Raw genomic sequence first — 23,477 nt, forward strand, 5'->3', positions numbered from 1 at the left:
ATCAGTCGGCTCGACGCCAAACGCTGGCCAACCAAGGCTGCTGCTCCCGCGGCAGCCCTGCCGGCCGGTAGTAATGCTCAAGCTCCACAAACCCCGCCTCGGTCAGCATTTGTTGCCACGCCGCCAGGTCGTAATACGCCCCATAACGCGGTCCGTTCCAGCCTTCCTGATTCTCGCCACGGGGATTGGAACTGAACAACACACCGCCCGGCTTCAATGCCGCGCGCAGTTGCTTCAACACCCTGGGCAACTCCTGACTCGGGACATGAAACAGCACCGCATTGGCAAAAATCCCGTCAAACCGCTCGGCTGGCAGATCGAGCTTCAGGAAGTCCTGCTGCCAGACCTCACACCCGCTGTCGTCCCGAGCCATCTGCGCAAGCTTTTCCGAACCGTCGAGCCCGATGGCGATGTGGCCCAGGCGGGTGAAGGTTTTCAGGTCGCGGCCGGGGCCACAGCCAAAGTCGAGAATGCTGAAGGGCGCCTTACCCTGGATGTGCCGTAGCAGGGCATCGATGTTCTGGCTGACATCGTGATCGCGAGTGCCTTCACGGAAGTCCTCGGCCACCGCGTTGTAATGGCCCAGGGTGGTAGAGGTGATCTGCTCCAGGTCGGCGGGAGTCTGTTTCATGGTCGGCTGCACAGAAAAAGAAAGAAGCACTGACTATAAGCGCTTTCGCACTTTTGATCTTGATTCAGCGCTTGTTCAACCCCCGCGCCAACCGATCCCCACCCAACTGAATCACCGCCACCAACACCACCAGCAACACAATCACCGTCAACATGATCTGGCTGTCAAAGCGCTGATACCCATATCGATAAGCAATGTCGCCCAACCCACCAGCGCCAATCGCCCCGGCCATGGCCGACGAGTTGATCATGGTCACCAGCGTAATGGTGAAGCCGCCGACAATCCCCGGCAGCGCCTCGGGCAGCAGCACATGCCAGACGATATGCCAGCGTCGGCAACCCATTGCCTGCGCCGCTTCGATCAACCCGTGGTCGACTTCCCGCAGGCTGACTTCGGCGATGCGTGCGAAGAACGGCGTAGCGGCAATAGTCAGCGGCACCACCGCTGCCCAAACGCCATAGGTGGTGCCGACGATCAACCGGGTGAACGGAATCAGCGCCACCATCAAAATCAGAAACGGAATCGAGCGGAACAGGTTCACGAACGCGCCCAGTGCGCGGTTCAGCGCCGGTGCTTCGTAGATCCCGCCTTTGGTGCTGGTGACCAGGATCACCGCCAGCGGAATGCCCGCCAGCAGCGCTATCAGCGATGACACGCCGACCATCAGGAAGGTGTCGATGAAACCTTGCAGCAATCGATCAAACCACATAACCCAGCACCTCCACCTGTTGCGCCCAATGCCCGGCGCGTTGACGTAATTCCTCTGCGCCAAGGGACGAACCGGTCACCGCCAGCAGTAATTGCCCCAGCGCATGGCCCTGAATCCGTTCCACGCCCCCTTGCAGCAAACGCACGCGGCCACCGAGGGCGCTGAAAAGCGCCGCCAGGTCTGGCTCGTCGCGGGTATTGCCGGTGAATTGCAAGCGCAGGACCACGGCAGCGCCCGAAGACTGCGGCTGTGCCCGCAAGCGGCTTTGCAGTTCATCCGGCAGGCCGTGTTGCAGCGGCGCGAGCAAGGTCTTGCTCACTTCATGCTGCGGGTTGCCGAAGACCTCCCAGACCGGCCCTTGCTCGACGATTCGCCCGTGTTCCAACACCACGACCCGATCACAGATGTCGCGGATCACCGCCATCTCGTGGGTGATCAGCACGATGGTCAGGCCCAGGCGCTGATTGATCTCGCGCAACAGGCCGAGGATCGATTGGGTGGTCTCCGGATCGAGGGCCGAAGTGGCCTCGTCGCACAGCAGAATCTCCGGGTCATGCACCAACGCGCGGGCGATGCCGACACGTTGTTTCTGCCCGCCGGAAAGCTGCGCCGGATAAGCTTTGTGTTTACCTTGCAGGCCGACCAGTTCGAGCAATTCACGGACCTTCTGCTCGCGTTTTTCCTTGGGTACACCCGCGACTTTCAGCGGCAACTCGACGTTCTGCCAAACCGTCTTGGCCGACATCAGATTGAAGTGCTGGAAGATCATGCCGATGCGTCGGCGCAGCGCCACCAGGCGGTCTTCATCGAACTCGCCGATGTCCACCTGATCGATCAGCACTCGCCCGCTACTCGGTTGTTCGAGGCGGTTGATGGTACGGATCAGAGACGACTTGCCGGCACCGCTGCGCCCGATGATGCCGAACACTTCGCCGCGTTGGATTGCCAGGTCGATACCGTGCAGAGCCGCCACCGGACCTTGCTGGCCATTGTAGGTTTTACCCAGGCCGATGAAGCGCACGTGGGCGCGGTTCAGCTCGGGGTGGAGCTCGGTGCGTTCAGCACTGTGTGGCTCTGGAGTCTCCAGTCGCCGTTGGATGGCGGCCGTCATGCTCAGCTTTCCCAGCCGGCTTGATAGAGCTTGCCGTGGGCTTTATCCAGTGCCGCGCGAACGGCTGGCGAGTGCTGATAGATGTCGACGAACTTGATCAGGCGCGGGTCGGTTTTGCTTTTCGGCTGGATCACGAACTGGATCACGTATTCCTTGTGATCGAGACCATCGAACAGCAGGGCCGAGCTGGCATCGAAGGTTTTCGACAGGCGAATGTAGGCCGGATAACCCTGGACCAGATCGGCGTCGTCGTAGGCGCGTACCAGTTGCACGGCTTCGACCTGAAGGATTTTGATTTTCTTCGGGTTGGCGATGATGTCCTCTTCGGTGGCCTTGTAGCCGACGCCCGGTTTGAGGGTGATCAGGCCGGCCTTGGCCAACAGTTGCAGACCACGACCGCTGTTGATCGGGTCGTTGGCGATGGCCACGCTGGCGCCTTCTGGCAACTCGGCGAAGCTTTTGTATTTCTTCGAATAGAGGCCGACGTTGTTGATGATGCCCGGGGCGAACGGCACCAGATCAAAGCCGGCCGCGGCCTTGGCGTTTTCCAGGAACGGGATGTGCTGGAAATAGTTCACGTCGATGTCGCCCGAGGCGAGGCTGACGTTGGGAGCGATCCAGTCGCTGAACTCCACGAGTTCGACTTTCAGGCCTTGTTTGCTGGCTTCCTCTACGGCGGCTTCCAGCGGAATGGCGAAGGCGGCGGTGGTGCCGACCTTCAACGGCGCGTCGGCGGCGAAGGTGATAGAGCTGAAGAGGCCGAGGGCCAGGGCCAGTGCTTTGACTGGGTGGGAGAGGTAGGTCTTTTTCATGATGAGTTTTCCAGTCAAGTTAAGGCCGATCGTTCCCACTCTCCGCGTGGGAATGCCTCCCGGGACGCTCCGCGTCCCTGCGGCGATGACGCAGAGCGTCACTGGCTGCATCCCCACGCAGAGCGTGGGAACGATCAGGGTCGGGGGTTAGTGTCGGTAGTGGGAGCCCGTATGTTGCTCAGGCAAATGTGCGTCACGCTGAAACAGCTTTTCCCGCAGACTGCCGCCGTCGTAAGCGGTCTTGTACGAGCCCCTGCGTTGCAACTCGGGAATCACCAGCTCAATGAAGTCCACATAGCTTTCCGGGGTGACGATCCTTGTCAGGTTGAAGCCGTCGAGGCCGGTTTCGGCGATCCATGATTCCAGCTCATCGGCCACTTGCTCAGGCGAGCCGACCACGGTGATGTAGCGGCCGCCGAGGGCGTGTTGTTCCAGCAGTTTGCGGCGGGTCCAGTCGTTGTTTTGCAGGTTCTTGGTGGCGGACTGGATGGCGTTGCTCTTCACGTACTGGATCGGTTCGTCGAGTTCGTACTCGGAAAAATCGATCCCGGTGGACGCCGAAAAGTGCGCCACGCCGGCCTCGGCGCTGGCGTAGCTCAGGTACTCGGCATGCTTGGCCCAGGCCAGTGCTTCGGTGGCGCCGACGATCACGTTCAAGCCCATGAACACCTTGATGTCCCAAGGATTGCGCCCGGCCTCGACGGCGCTGGCGCGAACCTTGTCCACTTGAGCCCGGGTCGCCGGTTTGTTCTGGCCGCTGATGAACACGCACTCGGCATGCCGACCGGCGAACAGCAAACCGCGATCGGAGCTGCCGGCCTGGAACAGCACCGGCGTGCGTTGCGGCGACGGCTCGCAGAGGTGATAACCCTCGACCTGATAGAACTCGCCCTTGTGCTCGACCTTGTGCACTTTGTCTGGCTGGGCGTAGATCCGTTGCTCGCGGTCGTTGAGCACCGCGCTGTTTTCCCAGCTGCCTTCCCAGAGTTTGTAGAGCACTTGCAGGTATTCGTCGGCCTGGTCGTAACGTCGGTCGTGTTCCACCTGCTCGCTGAGGCCCATGGCCTTGGCGGCGCTGTCCAGATAGCCGGTGACGATGTTCCAGCCGACCCGGCCGCGACTCAGATGATCAAGCGTCGACAGGCGTCGGGCGAACAGATACGGCGGCTCGTAGGTCAGGTTAGCGGTCAGGCCGAAGCCGAGGTTCTTGGTGACCGCTGCCATGGCCGAGACCAGGAGCAGCGGATCGTTGACCGGCAATTGGATCGACTCTTTGAGCGGCACGTCGATCGAGTTCTGGTAGACGTCGTACACGCCGACGATGTCGGCGATGAACAGACCGTCGAACAGTCCGCGCTCCAGCAGTTGCGCCAGTTCGGTCCAGTATTCGATCGTCTTGTACTGGGTGGACGTGTCCCGTGGGTGGGTCCACAGGCCATGGTTGATGTGCCCGATGCAGTTCATGTTGAACGCGTTGAGCAGGATCTTCTTTTTGCTCATCAAATGGTCCCCCGCAACGGCGGGTTTTCATCGTTGAGGTAGTAATTGCCCACCGCGTGATACTTCCAGCGCACCGGGTCGTGCAGGGTGTGCACCCGGGCGTTGCGCCAGTGGCGATCGAGGCCGTGCTCAATCAGGGTCGCCTGGCTACCAGCCAGTTCGAACAACGTGCTGCCGGCGGCGAGGGAGATCTCAGTGCTGATGGCCCGGGCTTCGGCAACCGCAATCGACGCGGCGGCGACGGTCTCGGCATTGGTGTCGGCCTGGGCCCGGTCGAGGAATTCGCCGGAGCGTTCCAGCAAGGCTTCGGTGGCGTGCAGACGAATACTCAAGTGGCCGAAACTCTTGATGGTCAGCGGGTCTTCGGTGGCTGTTTCATGCGTGGCGTCGATCCACGGTCGGGTTTTGGTGCGCACGAAATGCAATGCATCTTCATAGGCTGCGCGGGCAATGCCGGTGTCGATCGCGGCGTGGAGAATCTGCGCCAATGGGCCGACAGTGGTCGGGCGCTCGAACGCGCTTTGAAATGGAATCACGTCCTCGGCGGCAACGTAGACATCCTCGAACACCACCGAACCGCTGCCGGTGGTGCGCTGGCCGAAGCCGCTCCAGTCGTCGATGACCGTCAGGCCTTTGCTGTTGTGCGGGACGAAGGCCAGCTGTTGCACGCCGTTTTCATCCACTACTGAGGTGGGTATGCGCTGGGCGTAAATGGCGCCGGTGGCGTAGAACTTGCGGCCGTTGATGCGATAGCCATCACCGTCGCGGGTCAGGCGGGTGACGCGGTCATGGGCGGTTTTGGTGCCCAGTTCCGCCAGTGCATTGCCGAAACGCTGGCCGGCCAGCACTTCGGCGTACAGGCGTTTTTTCTGCTCATGGCTGCCGTTCACACGGAGCACTTCGAGGGCGTAGAAATGGTTCTGCGGGATCTGCCCCAGGGAGCCGTCAGCCTGGGCGATCAACGCGATCACTTTGGCCAGGGTGACGTTGGAAACCCCGGCGCCGCCGTATTCCTTTGGCACGCTGATGCCCCAAAGACCCGAACGGGAAAACACTTCCAGTTCCGGGTGCGGCAAACGACGTTCGCGGTCGCGCAGGGCGCTGTCGCGTTTGAAGTCGTCGGCCAGGTCACCGGCGACGATCAGGGCTTGCTCATCGCTGGTAATGACCGCGACGTTTCGAGAAAGAGACATGTGTTTCTCCAGCGATCTGGTCGTTAAATCCAGGAGTGGCGAGCCGGCAACGTGCCGTTCAAGTGATAAGCGCCAACCGCGTGATACTTCCAGCGCACCGGGTCGTGCAGCGTGTGCACCCGGGCATTGCGCCAGTGGCGGTCGAGGTTGAACTCGGCGAGGGTGGCGCGGCTGCCGGCCAGCTCGAAGAGTTTTTCGCTGGCCAGCAGCGAGATCTCGGTGGTCAGCACTTTGGCCTCGGCAACGGCAATCGAGGCGCGTGCCGCAGACTCGGTGGTGAGCGGCGCGGCGTTGACCTGATCGAGCACTTGCCCGGCCTTGCGCAGCAGCGCTTCGGCGGCGTGCAGTTCAATTTTCAGCTTGCCGATATCGGCGATCACGTAGAGGTCGTCGCTGGCCCGTTCGACCTTGGCGTCGATCCAGGGCCGGGCACGGGTTTTCACGAATTCGATGGCGTCATCGATAGCGCCCCGGGCGATGCCGGCGTCGATGGCTGCTTGAATCAGCTGCGATACGGCGCCCTGAGTGTTCGGGCTGTCGTTGATCCTCCAGTTATCCACCACCAACTCGGCGTCGACCCGCACGTTGTTGAGCAAAATGGTGCCGCTGGCGGTGGTGCGCTGGCCGAATCCCGACCAGTCGTCAACGATGCGCAAACCCGGCGTGCCACGACGAACGAAGGCCAACACTTGCTTGCCGTCGTCGTTCAGCGCCTTGACGGCCACCCAATGGGCGAACAAGGCGCCGGTGGAGTAGAACTTCTGCCCGTTGATGACGAAGCCATCGCCGTCTGCGGTGATTCGCGCCTTGAGCTCCAGGGTATTTTTGGTACCGCGCTCCGGCCCCGCGTTACCGATCCGCCAGCCTTCGAGCACGCTTTTGAACAGCTGTTTTTTCTGCGACTCGGTGGCACTGCCCAGTATCAGGTTGAGAATCCCGAACTGGTTCTGCGGGATCTGCCCCAGGGCCGGGTCGGCTGCGGAAATGATCGCGAAGACTTCGGCAACGGTGACGAATGAAACCTGTGGGCCGCCGTACTCACGCGGGATGGCAATGCTGCCCAGGCCGCTGCGGGTGAACTGTTCGATTTCCGACCAGGGCAACTTGCGCTGCTGGTCACGTTTGGCGGCGTGCAGGCGGGCGACTTGCGCCAGCTCTTGGGCAGCCTTGATGGCTTGTGCGTCGTTGCGCAAGACCTGCGCGGGCAACAACAATGGGGCGATGTCCAGATCACTCTGGATGATTGCATCTGCCAGACTGGACATCAGTGCCGCTCCTTGGCTGCACGCAATGCCCTGGCGATTTGCACTGGGGTGATTGTGTTCCGGACCATACCTACCTCACATCTCATGAAAACGCCGCAGGTGTTGCGGCGAACGAAAAACACGAATGTCCGGTGGTCCGGTGTATATACCCTAAACGCGTATAAATAATTAATGAACTAACTTTTAGGAATATAGATAGAAGAGGTGTCACACATCCCTGTAGCAGCTGGCGAAGCCAGCTGCTACAGGGCCTCACTGTTTGCGGGGTTCTGCTGCTTTGAGCGTTTCTTTGGGCGGCACTTTCAGGTAAGGATTGGCACAGCCGATCTTCAGCGTGCGGGCCGGTGCCCAGCGCGAGTTGTTACCCACCCGGTCGAGGATGCAGTAGGTCACTTCCAGTCGAAGGTCTTCGCCGGCTTCGAGAATGATTGCCGGCGGCACCCAGACGTGAATCGGCTGACCCACATCGTCGGCCTTGAGTTTGGGCAGGTCCATGCGCACATCGCCCCAGCGCAGGGTGATTTCGTCGTCGGTGGCCATGTTCAGGTACGGTTCGATGGTCAATGGGACACCGCGTTTGACCTGGTTCGGATTGACCCCCTGACGGCGAATGGTCTCGGGGATGAACACCGGCGCCAGGCTCTGGTTTTCCTCATCGCAAAGGGGCGAGGGTTGACCGCCGGGGCAATCGAGTTTGATCTGGACACGCGCCGCCGGTGATACCGCTGGCCCTTGCCCGATCTGCATGACCTTGTAATGGACGCGAGCAGAACCGTTGGCAATGAAGCTTTCCGGCACCCGCAAGCTCACCGCTTTGTTGCCATGATCCGCTCCCAATACGCTGGAGGCCACGTAGCAGTTGTTCCAGAACAGCTCGATCAGGTCGCCTTCGTACATACGGGGATAGGGAGGCACGTCGATTATCAGGTGAGCGGCCGAGGTGATGTTGATACCAGTCTTGTGAGTTTGCGCCAGGGTCGGGGCTGCAAGCTCGGGTTTGTTCGAAGTGCTTGTCATGGGGTTCTCTCCTTGAAGCCTTACCGCGAAGTCCGTTTCTGAAAGATCGAAAGGCGTGTATTACCAGGCAACAAAACGATTCACTGTTTGTGTGTTTTAAGAATGATCGAGTGTGGTGGTAGTCGCCTGTTGGAGACTAGATAAGAGTGCGTTCGAATAGGTGTCAATAGAACTGATTGGCTAAAGGTTGGTTCTTGGGTTATTCAGAAATTTCCTACGCAGTGTAGTTAGTAAACCGCATCGTGGTGTCGAATTTAGTCCAATATTTCGTGGGTTTTACGCCTTGGGAGCAGCAGCCCGTTGAGTGAGGGTGGTGAGGGATTTCATGGATTTTAAGGGAAGTGAATCTGTTGCAGGACATATATATGTACCGCACGGGAGGGCTGGAAGTTGTTTATGATTTGGGTGAATCAAAGAGGTCAGGGGGAGGAGGGGCATGAGGTTTTTAGAAGAAGGGGGGTGTCACTTCCATCCATGGAAGTTGACGTTTTTTTGAAAGGATGCAACTAAGCGTTGTTAAGGAATTTACTGAGAAACTGCTTCGTCCGTTCTTCTTTCGGGTTGGCAAAGAGTGCCTTGGCTTCGCCCTGTTCGACAATCACACCCTTGTCGAAAAACACCACACGGTTGGCCACGTCCCGAGCAAAACCCATCTCGTGGGTGACGATCACCATGGTGCGTTTCTCCTCGGCCAGGCCGCGGATGGTCGCCAATACTTCGCCCACCAATTCCGGGTCCAGCGCCGAGGTCGGTTCATCGAACAGGATTACTTCCGGTTCCATCGCCAGCGCCCGGGCAATCGCCACACGCTGTTGCTGACCGCCGGAGAGGCGTCGCGGGTAAGCGTCTTCCTTGCCCGCCAGGCCGACCTTGGCCAACAGCTTTTTACCCAAGGCAACGGCGTCGGCTCGTGGAATCTTTTTCACCACGATCGGGCCTTCGATAACGTTTTCCAAGGCTGTGCGATGGGGAAACAGATTGAAGTTCTGGAACACAAAACCCACGTGCTGGCGAAGGCGTCGTACCAGGCTCTGCTGCTGGTTCAGGGGGCGGCTGCCATCGATCTCGATGTCACCGACCTTGATCCGGCCGCTGGTGGGTTCTTCCAGAAAATTCAGGCAACGCAGGAACGTGGTCTTGCCAGAGCCGCTGGGGCCGATGATTGCCACCACCTCGCCTTCCTTCACCTGCAGATCGATGCCGTTGAGCACCACCTGACCCTTGAACTGCTTTGTCAGCTTTTCCACGACAATCATGGGGTCAGGACTCCTGGTCGTGCCGATTGACCCGCTCTTCCAACTTGTTCTGCAGGTGCGAAAGCACCGTGGCCAGAACCCAGTAGATCAGCGCGGCGGCAAGATACATGGTGAAAATTTCGAAGGTACGGGCGGTGATCAGCTGCGCCTGGCGGAACAGCTCCGGCACCTGAATGGTGGCCGCCAGCGCGGTGTCCTTGACCAGCGAGATGAAGCTGTTGCCCAACGGTGGCAGGGCCGTGCGCATCGCTTGCGGCAGAATGGCCCGGCGCAGGGTTTGCGCGCGGGTCATGCCGATACTGGCCGCAGCTTCCCATTGGCCGCGCTCGATGGAGCTGATCGCGGCACGCAGGATTTCGCAGGCGTAGGCCGCCATGTTCAGCGAGAAGCCGATCAGGGCTGCCGGCAGCGGATCAAGTTCGATGCCCAATTGCGGCAAGCCGTAATAGATCACGAACAGTTGCACCAGCAACGGCGTGCCGCGAAAGAACGACACGTAGATGCGGGAAATCCAGCTCACCAGTTTGAAGCGCGACAGGCGCATCAACGCCAGGCCGAAGCCCATCAGCAGGCCGAAGAACATTCCGCCCAGGCTCAGGATGACCGTGTAATACGCGCCCTTGAGCAGGAAGGGCGCGGAGTCCAGCGCGAGTTGGAAAGCTTCTCCCATTATTGAGTGACGTCAGCGCTGAAGTATTTTTCCGAAAGCTTTTTCAGCGTACCGTCGGCACGCAGCTTGTCGATGGCTTTGTTCACCGCGGCCAGCAGTTCAGGCTCGCCTTTGCGCAGGGCAATACCGGCCTCCTGACGGGAGAACGCTTCGCCGGCGGCGGCAGTGTCCTTGGCCTTCCTGGCGTATTCCAGCGCGGCCAGGCGGTCGATCAGAATGGCGTCGATGCGGCCGACGCGCAGATCCTGGAACTTGCTCGGGTCATCTTCGTAGGTGCGGACGTCAGCCTTAGGCACATTCTCTTTCACCCACTGCTCGTAGTTGGTGCCCAGGCCTACGCCGACTTTCTTGCCGGCCAGATCGGCGGCGGTCTTGATGGTGTCTTTGTTTTTGGTCAGGGTCAGCGCCTGAATCCCGGAAACGGTGTACGGCTCGGAGAAGTCGTACTTCTTCTTGCGCTCTTCGGTGATGGTCACCTGGTTGATCACCGCGTCCAGACGCTTGGATTCCAGGGCCGCGAGGATGCCTTCCCATTTGGTCGGCTGCAGTTTGACCTTCACGCCCAGCTCTTTGGCCAAGGCTTCGGAGAACTCGACTTCGAAGCCGCTCAGTTTGCCGGCCTCGTCGACGAAGCTGAACGGTGGATAAGTGCCCTCCAGGCCGACGTTGATCACGCCCGCGTCCTTGATCTTTTGCAGTTGCTCTCCGGCAACCGCTTGCCCGAGCAGGCCGGCGCTCAGCGCCAGGCCCAACGAGCCCACCAGCAGATTTCTACGTAGTGCGGAAAAATTCATGACAAGCCCCTGTGTTTTCTTATGGAAGACGCTTAAGGAAAGTTGGCAAATTCGGGATTTGAACGACTGCGATATCCTGCCCTAAAGCAGCTTATGCGTCTTGCTGCAAATTCGCCTGCGGCGCGACTATATGATGTCGTCTTTAGATAGGAAAATAATAAATATTAAGTTTGTTATTCTTTAATTGAATATTGGAAGAATGCATTCCTGTGGCGAGGGGGCTTGCCCCCGTTCGGCTGCGAAGCAGTCGTAATGTCTGCTGACTCGATATGACTGCCGGACACAAGGGGCCGCTGCGCGACCCAACGGGGGCAAGCCCCCTCGCCACAGGACTATCGGCTATAAAAAGTCTTTGTAGGCAAACAACGCCGGCGCTCCACCGGTGTGCAGGAAGATGATCGGGCCCGCATCGAAGCGCTGGCGCCCGATGCCGTCGAGCAAACCAGCCATGGCCTTGCCGGTATACACCGGGTCCAGCAACAACCCTTCCTGGCTCGCCAACAGCTTCACCGCCGACAGCGTCCCGGCATTCGGCTCGCCATAACGCGGGCCGAAATATTCGTCCCACAGTTCGACTTTGAAACTCGCCGGCAGGCCCACGCCCAACAGCTCGGCAGTGCGTTCGGCGAGGCCCTGGACTTTCGGTCGTTGAGCTTCATCGCTACGGGAAACGGTCACGCCGATGACTGGCAAATCCGGCAGTACTTCGCTCAATGCCAGCGCCAGGCCGCTATGGGTGCCGGCACTGCCGGAAGCCAGGACTACGGCGGCGAATTGCAGCCCGGTGTCCTTGATCTGCTCGGCCAGTTCCAGACCCGCACGGACATAACCCAAAGCGCCCACCGCATTGGAGCCACCAATCGGCACCAGATAGGGTTTCTTGCCGTTGCTGCGCAGACGTGCGGCCAGCGCTTGCAATTGCTCGTCAGCGTTGTCGAGGTTTTCCACCAGTTCGACCTTGGCATCGAACAGGTCCAGCAACAGCCGATTGCCATTGCCGAGGTAGTTGCTATCGTCAGTGCCGAGCGGGTTCTCCAGCAGCGCCACGCAGCCCAGGCCAAGCTTGGCCGCAATGGCGGCGGTTTGGCGCACGTGGTTGGACTGGATCGCGCCAGCGGTGATCAGCGTATCGGCGCCTTGGGCCAGGGCGTCGGCGGCGAGGTATTCGAGTTTGCGCAGCTTGTTGCCGCCCAGTGCCAATGGCGTCAGGTCATCGCGTTTGACGTACACATCGCGGCCCAGCCAGGTCGACAGGCGTTCGAGTTTTTCCAACGGGGTAGGGTGACCGAGCAGGTCGAGGCGGTTAAAACGGGCAAGCTGTTGTTTGATCATGGGTCCGTACTGGCGGAGGAAGATGTCAGGACTATAGGCACGGGTATTTAGCGGGGCAACTGCCAATCGCTTATAGCCAAAAGTATTGTTCCCAGCACTATTGGTTCTTAATTCGGCTGCAAGTCGTTGCCGTAAAGTAATCGCCGTCAGCGCGGCCAGACAGTCCGGCCGCCCGTGAGGAGTTTTTACCGTGAGCGAGCGTTCCAGCCATTGGCAATTGCAGACCATCGTCAGCCAACTGCGTACGGCGCGCGACCAGTGGCGCGCACAAAACGGCCGCGCCAGCACCGAGCAGGGCGGTCGCGAGTTGCCGTCCCGAGCGGCCATGGCGGACATTCTCGAAGCCTTGTGCGGTGCGTTGTTTCCGATGCGTCTGGGGCCGGTGGATTTGCGCGAGGAGAGTGAGGACTTCTACGTCGGCCACACGCTCGACGTGGCGTTGAATGCATTGCTGGCTCAGGCGCGGCTCGAATTGCGTTACGTCGCTCGCCACAGTGCCGGGGTCGATTCTGAAGTCGAAGCCAAGGCCATCCGGATCATTCAGGACTTCGCCCTCGCTCTGCCGGAATTGCGCAGCCTGTTGGACACCGACGTGCTGGCGGCCTATCACGGCGATCCGGCGGCTCGCAGTGTCGATGAAGTGTTGCTGTGCTACCCGGGAATCCTGGCGGTGATTCACCATCGCCTGGCCCACCATTTGTACCGCGCCGGGTTGCCGTTGCTGGCGCGGATCAGCGCGGAAATCGCCCACTCGGCCACCGGTATCGACATCCATCCTGGCGCGCAGATCGGTCGCAGTTTCTTCATCGACCACGGTACGGGTGTGGTGATCGGCGAAACCGCGATCATTGGTGAGCGGGTGCGGATTTATCAGGCCGTGACGTTGGGCGCCAAGCGCTTCCCGGCGGACGAAGACGGCCAGTTGCAGAAGGGCCATCCGCGGCACCCGATCGTCGAGGACGACGTGGTGATCTATGCCGGCGCGACGATTCTGGGACGGATCACCATCGGCAAGGGCTCGACGATTGGTGGCAACGTCTGGCTGACCCGCAGCGTGCCAGCGGGGTGCAACCTGACCCAGGCGAATCTGCAGCATGATGACGGGACGCAGAAGTAAGGCTCCCTGATATTTGCTGACTGACATGCAGTCTTCGCGGGCAAGCCTCGCTCCTACAGAATCAGTGTCGATCGGGGACTTGGCGACCGACACAAAATCTGTAGGAGCGAGGCTTGCCCGCGAATGGTTTCAAGCCAAACCGAGATAATGGCATCCAGCTAATTTTCCACAGAACAAATCCCGTAAACCTCGCGTCATACCCTTCCTTGCACTCGCGCAGAAAAGCTACCGCCGAGCCCTGCGATTAGTCCTTAGCACCCTATTCATGTTTAACTTGAACGTTCATTCAAGTTAAACCGGTGGTTCGCCACCCGCTCACAACAGGAGGCTTGCCTTTGCTGAGTCCGATTTTTACAGCCACGTTTTCCCCCCTCGAGGTGCACCTTTCGTGAGTGCATCGTCCATCCCCGCAAGCGGCCAGGTCCGCATGAATCCGCCGGTGTTTTATTTCGCGGCGACCTTCATTTTGTTGTTCGCCGTCGTGGTCATGGCGATCCCCGAACAGGCTGGTGCCTGGCTGTTGCAAGCGCAAAACTGGGCGGCCAATACGGTCGGCTGGTACTACATGCTCGCGATGACGCTGTATCTGGTCTTCGTGGTGGTCACCGCCTTGTCCGGCTACGGCAAGATCAAGCTCGGTGCCGACCACGACGAGCCCGAATTCAGTTACTTGTCCTGGGCCGGCATGCTGTTCGCCGCGGGGATCAGCATCACGCTGTTTTTCTTTTGTGTGTCCGAACCACTTACGCATTTGGTGCAACCACCGCAAGGCGAGGCCGGTACGGCGGAGGCGGCGCGTCAGGCGATGCAGATTCTGTTTCTGCACTGGGGCCTGCACGGCTGGGGCGTGTTCGCCTTCGTCGGCATGGCGCTGGCCTATTTCGCCTATCGGCATAACCTGCCGCTGGCCCTGCGTTCGGCGCTGTACCCGCTGATCGGCAAGCGCATCAACGGGCCCATCGGTTACGCGGTGGACGGCTTCGGCATCATCGCCACGGTGTTCGGCCTCGGCGCCGACATGGGCTTTGGCGTATTGCACCTCAACTCCGGCCTGGACTACCTGTTCGGCATCGCCCACACCCAGTGGATTCAGGTCGGCCTGATCACGCTGATGATGGGCGCGGCGATCATCGTCGCCGTGTCCGGCGTCGACAAAGGCGTGCGGGTGATGTCCGACATCAACATGCTGCTGGCCTGTGCGCTGCTGCTGTTCGTGTTGTTCGCCGGCCCCACCCAGCACTTGCTCAATACCCTTATCCAGAACCTCGGCGATTACCTCGGCGCCTTGCCGATGAAGAGTTTCGACCTCTACGCCTATGACAAACCCAGCGACTGGCTGGGCGGTTGGACGGTGTTCTACTGGGCCTGGTGGATTGCATGGTCGCCGTTCGTGGGCTTGTTCATTGCGCGGATTTCCCGTGGCCGGACCATCCGCGAATTCGTCTTCGGCGTGCTGTTGATCCCGCTCGGTTTCACCCTGGCGTGGATGTCGATCTTCGGCAACAGCGCCATCGATCAAGTTCTCAATCACGGCATGAGCGCGCTCGGCATGTCGGCCATCGACAACCCGTCGATGACGCTTTACCTGTTGCTGGAGACCTACCCGTGGAGCAAAACCGTGATCGCGGTCACGGTGTTCATCAGCTTTGTGTTCTTCGTCACCTCCGCCGACTCCGGCACCGTGGTGTTGTCGACCTTGTCCGCCAAGGGTGGCAATCCCGATGAGGACGGGCCGAAATGGCTGCGAGTGTTCTGGGGCGCGATGACGGCACTGGTGACCAGCGCACTGCTGTTCTCCGGCAGCATCGATGCCTTGAAGTCGGCGGTGGTGCTGACCTCGTTACCGTTCTCGATGATTTTGCTGCTGATGATGTGGGGCCTGCACAAGGCGTTTTATCTGGAGTCGCAGAAGCAGATCGCGCAATTGCATTCCCTCGCGCCGGTGGCCGGTTCGCGACGCGGTGGATGGCGTCAGCGCTTGAGTCAGGCGGTGCATTTCCCGTCTCGGGATGAGGTCTATCGCTTCCTTGATACGACGGTGCGCCCGGCGATCGAGGAAGTGACCGCCGTGTTTGTCGAGAAGGGGTTGCACGTGGTCACTCAGCCCGACCCGGCCAACGACAACGTTAGCCTGGAAATCGGTCACGGCGAACTGCATCCGTTCATCTATCAGGTGCAAATGCGCGGCTACTTCACACCGTCCTTCGCCCGTGGCGGCATGGGTTCCAAGCAACTCAACAACCGTCGCTACCACCGTGCCGAAGTGCATTTGCGCGAGGGCAGTCAAGACTACGATCTGGTGGGTTACACCAAGGATCAGGTGATCAACGACATCCTCGACCAGTACGAACGGCACATGCAGTTTTTGCATTTGGTGCGTTGATCGACCGGTGGCGCTCAGGTCTCGCTGCTCAACACCATGAACAGCACCAGTGCCGCCACCGGTACGCCGAACACCGCGCTGCCCACCACCAGTTCCGCGCTCAACGGTTGGCCAGCGTTGACCATTCCGACTGCGCCGTTGATCAAGGTCAACGCCAGCCACAGCACGACAAAGCTGTAGGCCAGGGTCTGACGAGAGAAACCGATTTTCTCGCCGATGAACAGCATCAGTGCCAGCAGGATCAGGCCGAAGAAGATGATGATCGTAGTGTGCATGATGCGTTCCGTCCTTCAGATGTGTGCTGCCTTACGGCCCAATACATCGAGCATAGTTAAACCAACCCGCCGTTAACGCGCAGGATTTGCCCGTTGACCCAGGCCGAATCCGGGCCGACCAGGAAGGACACGACGCGGGAGATGTCTTCTGGCTGAGCCAGGCGTTCCAGCGGTGGCATCTTGGCGAAGGTCTGAATCTGTTCTTCGCTCTTGCCGTGCAGGAACAGGTCGGTGGCGACCGGGCCCGGGGCCACGGCGTTGACGGTGATGTTGCGACCGCGCATTTCCTTGGCGAACACCTGGGTCAGGGATTCCACTGCCGCCTTGCTGGCGATGTACACCGCATAGCCCGGCAGGTTCATGCCGACGGTGCTGCTGGAGAAGTTGATGATCCGGCCACCACTGTTCAGGCGCGTTGCCGCTTCACGCAGAGTGTTGAAAGTGCCGCGAGCGTGGATGTTGAAGTTCTGGTCGAACAGTTCGTCGCTGTGTTGCGCCAGCGGCAGCACTTTGAGGATGCCGGCGTTATTGACCAGCACGTCGACCTTGCCCAGTTGGGTTTCGGCTTCGTCGAACAGCCGGCGTACATCGTCGGCGTTGGCCACATCAGCCTTGATCGCTATGGCCCGGTGACCGGCCTGACGCAGTTTTACCACCAGTGCCGACGCCACGGTGGCGCTGTTAGCGTAGTTGATGGCGACGGCGAAACCCTGGGCGGCCAGTTGCTGGGCGATCACGGCACCAATGCCGCGGGAGGCGCCGGTCACGATGGCAACTTTCGAAGTTTGAGTAGTCATGGCGTTGATTCCTTGGAGTGGCTGGGGTGTGGTGCCAGATTCACATGTTTACTCAGGGTGATAGATGCACGAGAGTTGCCTTTACTGTTCAATAATCGCCAACAATCGATCGTCAGGAGCGCCGTATGGATCAAGTCAAGGCGATGAAGGTTTTCGTGCGGATCTACGAGCGCAGCAGCTTCACGCTGGCGGCCGATGACCTGAACCTGCCGCGTGCCACCCTGACCCATACGCTGAATCAGTTCGAAGCCTGGCTCGGTACCCGTTTACTGGAGCGCAGCACGCGCAAGGTCCGTCCTACGCTGGATGGCGAGGCGTACTACTTGCGTTGCGTGCAGTTGTTGGCAGAACTGGAAGAAGCCGAACTGGCATTTCGCGGCGTTGCGCCGAAAGGCCGATTACGGGTGGATCTGCATGGCACGTTGGCCAAGCACTTTGTAATCCCGGCGTTGCCGCAATTCATGGCGCGCTACCCGGACATCGAACTGTCCATCAGCGAAGCTGATCGCTTCGTCGACCTGATCGCCGAAGGCGTTGATTGCGTGTTGCGCGCCGGCACCTTGGGCGACTCGGCGCTAATCGGTAAACGTGTCGCCAACTTGCGCCAGATCACCTGCGCCAGCCCGGCATACTTGCGTAAGTACGGCGAACCGAAAAACCTCGAAGACCTGAAAAACCACCGCGCGGTGAACTACGTTTCGCGCACCACGGCCAAGCTGTTTCCATTCGAGTTCATGGTGGATGGCGAGCTGAAAGAAGTGGCCATCGATGGCGCGTTGTCGGTGTTCGGCGCGGAGATTTATGCGGCCTCGGCAATTGCCGGATTGGGGCTGATTCAGTGCCCGCATTACCGAATGGAAACGCAAATTGCCCAAGGGTTGGTGCAGGAAATCCTCACCGACACACCGCCGCCGTCGATGCCGGTTTCGGTGTTGTATCCGCATAACCGACACATGTCGCCACGGGTTCGAGTGTTTGTGGATTGGTTGGGGGAGGTGTTTGCGGGTGCCCGGTAACCGATGGTCTGCGAGCAATCTGGCCTGCTTGTGTTCGGCTAATATTTATCAGAGTGTGTATCGTGTGTATTGAAGGTGTGATCATCGCGTAATGTGCTCAGCAGATGCTGCCCACAAGGACGAAGGTGATGCGAAGTCGGGAAATGATCAGGATGATCGAGGAGGATGGTTGGTATCTGGTGGCCGTGAAAGGTAGCCATCATCAGTACAAGCACCCGTGTAAGTCAGGCAGGGTGACGATAAAACACCCTGATTCGGATCTTCCAAAAGGCACGATCAACAGCATATTGAAACAGGCGGGTCTGAAATGAGGCCCGACATCGGAAACGAAAGCCTCGAAGGGGCCACATCACAGGAAGGACTCATCGAAATGAAATTCCCGGTCGTTCTGCACAAGGATGCCGACTCAGAATACGGAGTGATTATCCCGGACGTGCCGGGATGCTTCTCCGCAGGCGCTACAGTGGCGCAGGCATTTGAAAACGTGAAAGAAGCGTTGGCTTTGCACTACGAAGGTCTGGTCGCCGATGGTGATCCACTTCCGCAGGTGCGTGAAATTGACGCTCATCTTGATAACCCTGATTACGCTGGCGGTGTGTGGGGTGTGGTCGAATTCGATATCACACCCTATTTCGGCAAGTCGGTGCGCTTCAATGCCACGCTTCCTGAGCAGTTGCTTGAGCGTATCGATCAGACGGTCAGACGAGATCAGCGATATAGCTCAAGGTCTGGCTTTTTGGCGGCTGCCGCGCTACGTGAGTTGTCGGCGTAAGTGTTGGGCGTGGATATCGACTCTATGGGGGAACTCAGTTTTTCATAATCTATGAAACGTTTCAGCAATTAGTCGAATCCGGGGTTTCCTGGCGTTTGTCTGGGCGTATGCTGGGCAGCTTGCAAAGCAGTCGATACCCCATTCAAGACCCACAAGAGAGGATTCGATGACCTACACCGCTGCCGAAAACCGCTACGATTCCATCCCTTACCGCCGCGTAGGTCGCAGCGGACTGGTGCTGCCGGCACTGTCGCTGGGCCTGTGGCACAACTTCGGCGACAGCACGCCGATCGACACCCAGCGCTCGCTGCTGCGCACGGCGTTCGATCTGGGCATCAACCACTTCGACCTGGCCAACAACTATGGCCCGCCGTACGGCAGCGCCGAGATCAACTTCGGTCGTTTGCTGCGCGAAGACTTCAAGCAGTACCGCGATGAGCTGATCATCTCCAGCAAGGCCGGTTGGGACATGTGGCCCGGCCCTTACGGCCAGGGCGGCGGATCGCGCAAGTATGTGCTGGCCAGTCTCGACCAGAGCCTGCAACGCCTGGGCCTCGATTACGTGGACATCTTCTATTCCCACCGTTTTGACCCGGACACCCCGCTGGAAGAAACTGCCAGCGCACTGGCCACCGCCGTGCAACAGGGCAAGGCCTTGTACATTGGCATCTCGTCTTACTCCGGGGTGAAAACCCGGGAAATGGCCGCGTTGCTCAAGGAGTGGAAAGTCCCGCTGCTGATCCACCAGCCGGCCTACAACCTGCTCAATCGCTGGGTGGAAAAGGACCTGCTGGATGTCACCGACGAACTCGGTACCGGCGTGATCGCCTTCACGCCGTTGGCGCAGGGCCTGTTGACCGACAAATACCTCAATGGCATTCCGAAGGATGCGCGGGTCAATCGCCCGGGCGGTGATTCATTGCAGTCCTCTCACCTGTCCGAAGCCAACATCGCCCAAGTGCGGGCGCTCAATGAGATCGCCAAGCGTCGTGGTCAGAGCCTGGCGCAACTGGCGTTGGCCTGGACCCTGCGCGATCCACGGGTGACCTCGGCGCTGATCGGCGCGAGCCGGCCGGAGCAGATCATCGAGAACGTCGGGGCGCTGAAGAACCTGAGTTTTAGCGTGGAAGAACTGGCGGAGATTGATCGATTTGCCCAGGAGGGCGGGATCAATCTGTGGGAGAAGCCTTCGATGGCTGAGTAACTGAGTACTGATCGTTCCCATGCAGAGCGTGGGAACGATCGGGAACTGGCGGATCAACGAAAAAACGGCACATCCCCCAACACCGTCGCCCGCTGCATCACCCGCCGTGCCGGGCGGTAATCATCCACCGCGTAATGCTGGGTCACGCGGTTATCCCAAAACGCGATGTCGTCTTTCTGCCAGCGCCAGCGGATGGTGAAGTCCGGCCGTGTGGTGTGGGCGAACAAGAACTTCAGAACTGCTTCGCTCTCGGTTTCCGACAACTCATTGATCTTCGATGTGAAGCCCTCATTGACGAATAACGACCGGCGCCCGCTCACCGGGTGTGTACGAATCACCGGGTGTGACAGTGGCGGGTTCTTGCGCCGGGCTTCTTCCCACTGGGCCAACGCCTCCGGCGTGTTGCCATAGCGCTCCAGTGGAAACGAGCGGGTGAAATCGTGAGTGGCGGTCAGCCCCTCGAGCAAGGTTTTCATCGGCGCGGACAACGCTTCATACGCCGCAATGCCGCTGGCCCACAGGGTGTCGCCGCCAAACTCCGGCAGCAACTTGGCGCTGAGCACCGCGCCCATCGCCGGGGTCGGCAGGAACGTCACATCGGTGTGCCAGATCGCGTTGTCCCGCACGTCGGTGACGGCGGTGTCGAGGATCAGTACTTCCGGTTGTTCCGGCACGTTCGGGTAGATCGGATGAATATGCAGGTCGCCGAAATAGGCGGCGAATCGCGCCTGTTGCTGTGGCTCGATCGGCTGGTTGCGGAAGAACAGCACCTGATACTTGAGCAGCGCCTGCTCGATGGCGGCGCGTTGTTCCGCGTTCAGCGGCTGACTGATGTCGACGCCGCTGATTTGCGCGCCGAGGGCGCAGCTTAAAGGGACGATAGTCAGGTGGCTCATGGTGGTTCTCTTCAATCCGGGGTGTCGACACATGAATATTCAGTGAGCCTGGCCATGCCACGGCACCAGTTTGCGCTGCAGGGCGCGCAGGCCCATCTCCATGGCGAAGGCGATCAGCGCGATCACCAGAATCCCCAGCACCACCACATCGGTGACCAGGAACTGCGCCGCCGACTGCACCATGAAGCCCAAACCGCTGGTGGCAGCGATCAACTCGGCAGCCACCAGCGTCGACCAACCTACCCCCAAGCCAATGCGCACGCCGGTCAAAATGTCCGGCAAGGCACTGGGCAGAATCACATGGCGAATCAACTGCGCCCGAGTCGCACCCAACGACTGCGCGGCGCGCAATTTCGCCGGGTCGACGGTGCGCACGCCGGTGGCGGTGGCGATGGCTATCGGGGCGAAGATCGCCAGGTAGATCAGCAACACTTTCGACAGCTCACCGATGCCGCACCAGATCACGATCAGCGGCAAATAGGCCAGGGGCGGAATCGGGCGGTAAAACTCGATCAGCGGATCGAGAATGCCGCGAGCAATGCGGTTGTGGCCGATGGCAATGCCGATCGGCACTGCGGTCAGCACTGCGAAGCCCAGGCCCAAACCGATGCGGCTGAGGCTCGCGCCCAAGTGCTGCCACAAGGTCGAATCCATGTAACCGCTGGTCACCAGCAACCAGCCTTTTTGCAGCACGGCGGAGGGGGGCGGCAGGAACAGTGGTTCGATCAAACCGGTGGCGGTGACGGCCCACCAGATCGCCAACAGCGCGATCAGTGTCAGCACGCTGATCCAGCGGGTGCTGATACGGCGGCGTAGCGCGATCACCGCCGAGCCCTTCACCTTTGAACCGGGTTTTACCGTTGCGGCGGGAATTCCATAGCTGCTCATGCGTGCTCCTGCCGCTGGACGGCACTGCGTTGGGAGAACACTTTGGCGAGCACGTGTTCGCGGGTTTCGATAAAACGCGGGTCGGACTTGATCGAGCGCGCCGATTCACCTGCGGCGTAACGTTGGCCAAAATCCAGGCTCAGGCGCTCGACGATTTGCCCGGGATTCGGCGCCAGCAGAATCAGGTCGGTGGCGAGGAACACCGCTTCTTCAATATCGTGGGTAATCAGGAACACCGGTTTGGCGGTGCGTTGCCAGACTTGCAGCAGCAGCTCCTGCATCTGTTCGCGGGTGAAGGCATCCAGGGCGCCGAAGGGTTCGTCCATCAGCAACACCCGAGGGTCGGCGGCGAGGGCGCGGGCCAGGCCGACACGTTGTTTCTGCCCGCCCGAGAGTTGCCAGATGCGGCGGTTTTCGAAACCGGAAAGGTCTACCAGCGCGAGCATTTCCCGGGCGCGCTGTTCACGTTTTTCCCGCGCGGCGCCGGCCAGTTCCAGGCCGAAGCCGACGTTGGCCAGCACGTCCTGCCAAGGCAGCAGGGCGTCGTCCTGAAACACCACGCCGCGCTCGGCGCTCGGGCCTTTGACCGGCACGCCGTCAAGGGTGATGCGCCCGGCGCTGGGCTCGACGAAACCGGCAATCAGGTTCAACAGCGAAGTCTTGCCACTGCCGGAAGGGCCGAGGGCGACCAGCAACTGCCGGGGCCCAAGGCTCAGGGAAATATCCGCCAGCACAGGTTCCGCTGCACCGGGGTACTGTGCGCTGATGCGCTCCAGCTGTAGCAAAGCCATCGCGGTTAACTCCCGATCAGTTGGTGATGTACTTGGCGCTGACGTACGGCGCGTAGTCCGGCAGCACAGCCTCGACCTTGCCCTGTTCCTTGAGGAACGCCGCGGTGTCGGTAATGGCCTTGGTGGTCGGCGCGCCGAGGGTGATCACCTGATCAGCCGCCAGCGGATACACGTTGCCTTGCAGCAGCAGCGGAATATCGCTGGCCTTGGCACCGGAGAGTTTCACCAGTTTGTCGACGTTGCTTTGGTTGGCCAGCCAGGCTTGCGGATCCTTGCGGTAGTCGGCGTAGGCATCGAGGGTCACTTTGGCGAATGCGGTGACGATCTCCGGATGCTTCTCGGCGAAGTCCTTGCGCACGATCCAGGCATCGAAGGTCGGCGCGCCGAACTTGGCCAGTTCGCCGGAAGTGATCAGCACTTTGCCGTTTTCCTTGGCCACACCGAGCGCCGGGTCCCACACGTAGGTGGCGTCGATGTCACCGCGTTTCCATGCCGCGATGATCGCTGGCGGCGCGAGGTTGAGCACGGTGACTTTCGACGGGTCGATGTTCCAGTGTTTCAGCGCTGCAAGCAGGCTGTAGTGGCCGGTGGAGACGAACGGTACGGCGACTTTCTTGCCGATCAGGTCTTGCGGGGTCTTGATCCCGGACCCGTCGCGCGCGACCAAGGCTTCGGCGGCGCCGATCTGGGTGGCGATGAGGAAGGTTTCCACCGGGACTTTGCGGGTGATTGCCGCCGTCAGGGGGCTGGAGCCGAGATAGCCGATCTGCACATCACCGGAAGCGATGGCGGCGATGATGTCGGCGCCGCTATCGAATTTGCGCCAGTCGATACTGGCTTTGGTGGCTTTTTCGTAGGCGCCGTCGGCTTGGGCGACTTTGGCCGGGTCAACGGTAGTCTGGTAGGCGACGGTCACGTCTGCCGCCTGAGCCAGGAAGCTCGCCGCAGCCAACGACGCGGCCACCAGAAGGCGAAGGGGGGAAATCAGTTTCATGGGGAAGCTCCTTTTCAGACGACCGGGAGTCGGCGTGAAAAAGAGACTAAATGA

General features: G+C 60.1%; 24 protein-coding genes. 6 read left to right on the plus strand and 18 right to left on the minus strand.

Annotation, left to right across the window (positions count from 1 at the left end; genetic code table 11):
* Window position 1: 1 nt before the first annotated feature.
* The 12 genes from FFH90_RS02075 to FFH90_RS02135 form a co-directional block, all read right to left on the minus strand.
* Window positions 2-631, minus strand: a complete 630-nt coding sequence (locus tag FFH90_RS02075) for a bifunctional 2-polyprenyl-6-hydroxyphenol methylase/3-demethylubiquinol 3-O-methyltransferase UbiG (RefSeq protein WP_138866622.1) — start codon at window positions 629-631, stop codon at window positions 2-4.
* A 64-nt stretch (window positions 632-695) separates the two neighbouring features.
* The gene (locus FFH90_RS02080) at window positions 696-1,340 is read right to left on the minus strand and encodes a methionine ABC transporter permease (protein WP_019581723.1); all 645 of its coding nucleotides are present in this window, start codon (window positions 1,338-1,340) and stop codon (window positions 696-698) included.
* On the minus strand, window positions 1,330-2,451 hold the full coding sequence (locus tag FFH90_RS02085) for a methionine ABC transporter ATP-binding protein (protein ID WP_111453980.1): 1,122 nt from the start codon (window positions 2,449-2,451) through the stop codon (window positions 1,330-1,332). Before FFH90_RS02085 ends, FFH90_RS02080 begins: the two co-directional genes overlap by 11 nt.
* Before the next feature lie 2 nt (window positions 2,452-2,453).
* Complete coding sequence (locus FFH90_RS02090) at window positions 2,454-3,263, minus strand: MetQ/NlpA family ABC transporter substrate-binding protein (protein ID WP_138866623.1); 810 nt, start codon at window positions 3,261-3,263, stop codon at window positions 2,454-2,456.
* 147 nt (window positions 3,264-3,410) lie between these two features.
* Window positions 3,411-4,763 carry an LLM class flavin-dependent oxidoreductase gene (locus FFH90_RS02095; RefSeq protein WP_111453979.1) on the minus strand — a complete coding sequence of 451 codons (1,353 nt, stop codon included), beginning with the start codon at window positions 4,761-4,763 and terminating at the stop codon, window positions 3,411-3,413.
* Window positions 4,763-5,956, minus strand: coding sequence for an SfnB family sulfur acquisition oxidoreductase (locus tag FFH90_RS02100; RefSeq protein WP_138866624.1), 1,194 nt, complete (start codon window positions 5,954-5,956; stop codon window positions 4,763-4,765). The genes FFH90_RS02095 and FFH90_RS02100 overlap by 1 nt, the downstream gene beginning before the upstream one ends.
* A 23-nt stretch (window positions 5,957-5,979) precedes the next feature.
* Window positions 5,980-7,221 carry an SfnB family sulfur acquisition oxidoreductase gene (locus tag FFH90_RS02105; protein ID WP_111453977.1) on the minus strand — a complete coding sequence of 414 codons (1,242 nt, stop codon included), beginning with the start codon at window positions 7,219-7,221 and terminating at the stop codon, window positions 5,980-5,982.
* A gap of 252 nt (window positions 7,222-7,473) precedes the next feature.
* Window positions 7,474-8,238: a hypothetical protein gene (locus tag FFH90_RS02110; RefSeq protein WP_111453976.1), complete on the minus strand. Its 765-nt coding sequence runs from the start codon at window positions 8,236-8,238 to the stop codon at window positions 7,474-7,476.
* A gap of 506 nt (window positions 8,239-8,744) precedes the next feature.
* Window positions 8,745-9,494 carry an L-cystine ABC transporter ATP-binding protein TcyN gene (tcyN, locus tag FFH90_RS02115; protein WP_007939567.1) on the minus strand — a complete coding sequence of 250 codons (750 nt, stop codon included), beginning with the start codon at window positions 9,492-9,494 and terminating at the stop codon, window positions 8,745-8,747.
* A gap of 4 nt (window positions 9,495-9,498) precedes the next feature.
* Window positions 9,499-10,164, minus strand: coding sequence for a cystine ABC transporter permease (tcyL, locus tag FFH90_RS02120; RefSeq protein WP_007939566.1), 666 nt, complete (start codon window positions 10,162-10,164; stop codon window positions 9,499-9,501).
* Window positions 10,164-10,958, minus strand: a complete 795-nt coding sequence (gene tcyJ / locus FFH90_RS02125; RefSeq protein ID WP_019581730.1) for a cystine ABC transporter substrate-binding protein — start codon at window positions 10,956-10,958, stop codon at window positions 10,164-10,166. The genes tcyL and tcyJ overlap by 1 nt, the downstream gene beginning before the upstream one ends.
* 339 nt (window positions 10,959-11,297) lie before the next feature.
* Window positions 11,298-12,290 carry a D-cysteine desulfhydrase gene (locus FFH90_RS02135; protein ID WP_064615817.1) on the minus strand — a complete coding sequence of 331 codons (993 nt, stop codon included), beginning with the start codon at window positions 12,288-12,290 and terminating at the stop codon, window positions 11,298-11,300.
* Window positions 12,291-12,480: 190 nt separating this feature from the next.
* Here FFH90_RS02135 and epsC point away from each other — a divergent pair, with 190 nt between their 5' ends.
* Window positions 12,481-13,407 carry a serine O-acetyltransferase EpsC gene (gene epsC, locus FFH90_RS02140; protein ID WP_018929332.1) on the plus strand — a complete coding sequence of 309 codons (927 nt, stop codon included), beginning with the start codon at window positions 12,481-12,483 and terminating at the stop codon, window positions 13,405-13,407.
* A gap of 427 nt (window positions 13,408-13,834) precedes the next feature.
* On the plus strand, window positions 13,835-15,790 hold the full coding sequence (gene betT / locus FFH90_RS02145; protein WP_018929331.1) for a choline transporter BetT: 1,956 nt from the start codon (window positions 13,835-13,837) through the stop codon (window positions 15,788-15,790).
* 14 nt (window positions 15,791-15,804) lie between these two features.
* Here the strand turns inward: betT and FFH90_RS02150 are convergent, their stop codons facing one another.
* Together FFH90_RS02150 and FFH90_RS02155 are read right to left on the minus strand one after the other, a co-directional pair.
* Window positions 15,805-16,065 carry a hypothetical protein gene (locus tag FFH90_RS02150; protein WP_018929330.1) on the minus strand — a complete coding sequence of 87 codons (261 nt, stop codon included), beginning with the start codon at window positions 16,063-16,065 and terminating at the stop codon, window positions 15,805-15,807.
* Window positions 16,066-16,121: 56 nt separating this feature from the next.
* Window positions 16,122-16,862, minus strand: a complete 741-nt coding sequence (locus FFH90_RS02155; RefSeq protein ID WP_019651514.1) for an SDR family oxidoreductase — start codon at window positions 16,860-16,862, stop codon at window positions 16,122-16,124.
* Between the two features lie 125 nt (window positions 16,863-16,987).
* On the opposite strand from FFH90_RS02155, the gene FFH90_RS02160 reads away from it, so the two are divergent.
* The 4 genes from FFH90_RS02160 to mgrA all read left to right on the plus strand — a co-directional run bounded on the left by FFH90_RS02160 (window position 16,988) and on the right by mgrA (window position 19,854).
* Window positions 16,988-17,878 (plus strand): LysR family transcriptional regulator, encoded by an 891-nt coding sequence (locus FFH90_RS02160; protein WP_138866625.1) that lies wholly within the window; start codon window positions 16,988-16,990, stop codon window positions 17,876-17,878.
* 128 nt (window positions 17,879-18,006) lie between these two features.
* Complete coding sequence (locus tag FFH90_RS02165) at window positions 18,007-18,189, plus strand: type II toxin-antitoxin system HicA family toxin (RefSeq protein ID WP_018929327.1); 183 nt, start codon at window positions 18,007-18,009, stop codon at window positions 18,187-18,189.
* Window positions 18,186-18,650 (plus strand): type II toxin-antitoxin system HicB family antitoxin, encoded by a 465-nt coding sequence (locus FFH90_RS02170; RefSeq protein ID WP_008005174.1) that lies wholly within the window; start codon window positions 18,186-18,188, stop codon window positions 18,648-18,650. Before FFH90_RS02165 ends, FFH90_RS02170 begins: the two co-directional genes overlap by 4 nt.
* 166 nt (window positions 18,651-18,816) lie before the next feature.
* Window positions 18,817-19,854 carry an L-glyceraldehyde 3-phosphate reductase gene (gene mgrA / locus FFH90_RS02175; protein ID WP_018929326.1) on the plus strand — a complete coding sequence of 346 codons (1,038 nt, stop codon included), beginning with the start codon at window positions 18,817-18,819 and terminating at the stop codon, window positions 19,852-19,854.
* Between the two features lie 53 nt (window positions 19,855-19,907).
* On the opposite strand, the gene tauD is transcribed toward mgrA, so the two are convergent.
* Genes tauD through tauA form a run of 4 tightly spaced genes read right to left on the minus strand, consistent with a single transcriptional unit; the run spans window position 19,908 to window position 23,423 of the window.
* Complete coding sequence (tauD, locus tag FFH90_RS02180; RefSeq protein ID WP_086944163.1) at window positions 19,908-20,750, minus strand: taurine dioxygenase; 843 nt, start codon at window positions 20,748-20,750, stop codon at window positions 19,908-19,910.
* A gap of 39 nt (window positions 20,751-20,789) precedes the next feature.
* On the minus strand, window positions 20,790-21,638 hold the full coding sequence (tauC, locus tag FFH90_RS02185) for a taurine ABC transporter permease TauC (RefSeq protein ID WP_018929324.1): 849 nt from the start codon (window positions 21,636-21,638) through the stop codon (window positions 20,790-20,792).
* Window positions 21,635-22,429 carry a taurine ABC transporter ATP-binding subunit gene (tauB, locus tag FFH90_RS02190; RefSeq protein WP_018929323.1) on the minus strand — a complete coding sequence of 265 codons (795 nt, stop codon included), beginning with the start codon at window positions 22,427-22,429 and terminating at the stop codon, window positions 21,635-21,637. The genes tauC and tauB overlap by 4 nt, the downstream gene beginning before the upstream one ends.
* Window positions 22,430-22,445: 16 nt before the next feature.
* Window positions 22,446-23,423 carry a taurine ABC transporter substrate-binding protein gene (gene tauA / locus FFH90_RS02195; protein WP_018929322.1) on the minus strand — a complete coding sequence of 326 codons (978 nt, stop codon included), beginning with the start codon at window positions 23,421-23,423 and terminating at the stop codon, window positions 22,446-22,448.
* Window positions 23,424-23,477: the final 54 nt, after the last annotated feature.

The organism is Pseudomonas sp. ATCC 43928 (assembly GCF_005938665.2).
GTDB lineage: Bacteria > Pseudomonadota > Gammaproteobacteria > Pseudomonadales > Pseudomonadaceae > Aquipseudomonas.

Excerpts from the sequence above, each read along its gene's own strand:
- tcyL (WP_007939566.1), bottom strand. The coding sequence starts at position 10,164 with ATGGGAGAAGCTTTCCAACTCGCGCTGGACTCCGCGCCCTTCCTGCTC.
- FFH90_RS02095 (WP_111453979.1), bottom strand. The coding sequence starts at position 4,763 with ATGAGCAAAAAGAAGATCCTGCTCAACGCGTTCAACATGAACTGCATC.
- tauA (WP_018929322.1), bottom strand. The coding sequence starts at position 23,423 with ATGAAACTGATTTCCCCCCTTCGCCTTCTGGTGGCCGCGTCGTTGGCT.
- FFH90_RS02080 (WP_019581723.1), bottom strand. The coding sequence starts at position 1,340 with ATGTGGTTTGATCGATTGCTGCAAGGTTTCATCGACACCTTCCTGATG.
- FFH90_RS02090 (WP_138866623.1), bottom strand. The coding sequence starts at position 3,263 with ATGAAAAAGACCTACCTCTCCCACCCAGTCAAAGCACTGGCCCTGGCC.
- FFH90_RS02110 (WP_111453976.1), bottom strand. The coding sequence starts at position 8,238 with ATGACAAGCACTTCGAACAAACCCGAGCTTGCAGCCCCGACCCTGGCG.
- FFH90_RS02085 (WP_111453980.1), bottom strand. The coding sequence starts at position 2,451 with ATGACGGCCGCCATCCAACGGCGACTGGAGACTCCAGAGCCACACAGT.
- tauB (WP_018929323.1), bottom strand. The coding sequence starts at position 22,429 with ATGGCTTTGCTACAGCTGGAGCGCATCAGCGCACAGTACCCCGGTGCA.
- FFH90_RS02155 (WP_019651514.1), bottom strand. The coding sequence starts at position 16,862 with ATGACTACTCAAACTTCGAAAGTTGCCATCGTGACCGGCGCCTCCCGC.
- tauD (WP_086944163.1), bottom strand. The coding sequence starts at position 20,750 with ATGAGCCACCTGACTATCGTCCCTTTAAGCTGCGCCCTCGGCGCGCAA.
- tcyJ (WP_019581730.1), bottom strand. The coding sequence starts at position 10,958 with ATGAATTTTTCCGCACTACGTAGAAATCTGCTGGTGGGCTCGTTGGGC.
- tcyN (WP_007939567.1), bottom strand. The coding sequence starts at position 9,494 with ATGATTGTCGTGGAAAAGCTGACAAAGCAGTTCAAGGGTCAGGTGGTG.
- FFH90_RS02150 (WP_018929330.1), bottom strand. The coding sequence starts at position 16,065 with ATGCACACTACGATCATCATCTTCTTCGGCCTGATCCTGCTGGCACTG.
- FFH90_RS02160 (WP_138866625.1), top strand. The coding sequence starts at position 16,988 with ATGGATCAAGTCAAGGCGATGAAGGTTTTCGTGCGGATCTACGAGCGC.
- FFH90_RS02170 (WP_008005174.1), top strand. The coding sequence starts at position 18,186 with ATGAGGCCCGACATCGGAAACGAAAGCCTCGAAGGGGCCACATCACAG.
- FFH90_RS02100 (WP_138866624.1), bottom strand. The coding sequence starts at position 5,956 with ATGTCTCTTTCTCGAAACGTCGCGGTCATTACCAGCGATGAGCAAGCC.
- FFH90_RS02105 (WP_111453977.1), bottom strand. The coding sequence starts at position 7,221 with ATGTCCAGTCTGGCAGATGCAATCATCCAGAGTGATCTGGACATCGCC.
- FFH90_RS02075 (WP_138866622.1), bottom strand. The coding sequence starts at position 631 with ATGAAACAGACTCCCGCCGACCTGGAGCAGATCACCTCTACCACCCTG.
- mgrA (WP_018929326.1), top strand. The coding sequence starts at position 18,817 with ATGACCTACACCGCTGCCGAAAACCGCTACGATTCCATCCCTTACCGC.
- FFH90_RS02135 (WP_064615817.1), bottom strand. The coding sequence starts at position 12,290 with ATGATCAAACAACAGCTTGCCCGTTTTAACCGCCTCGACCTGCTCGGT.
- FFH90_RS02165 (WP_018929327.1), top strand. The coding sequence starts at position 18,007 with ATGCGAAGTCGGGAAATGATCAGGATGATCGAGGAGGATGGTTGGTAT.
- tauC (WP_018929324.1), bottom strand. The coding sequence starts at position 21,638 with ATGAGCAGCTATGGAATTCCCGCCGCAACGGTAAAACCCGGTTCAAAG.
- betT (WP_018929331.1), top strand. The coding sequence starts at position 13,835 with ATGAATCCGCCGGTGTTTTATTTCGCGGCGACCTTCATTTTGTTGTTC.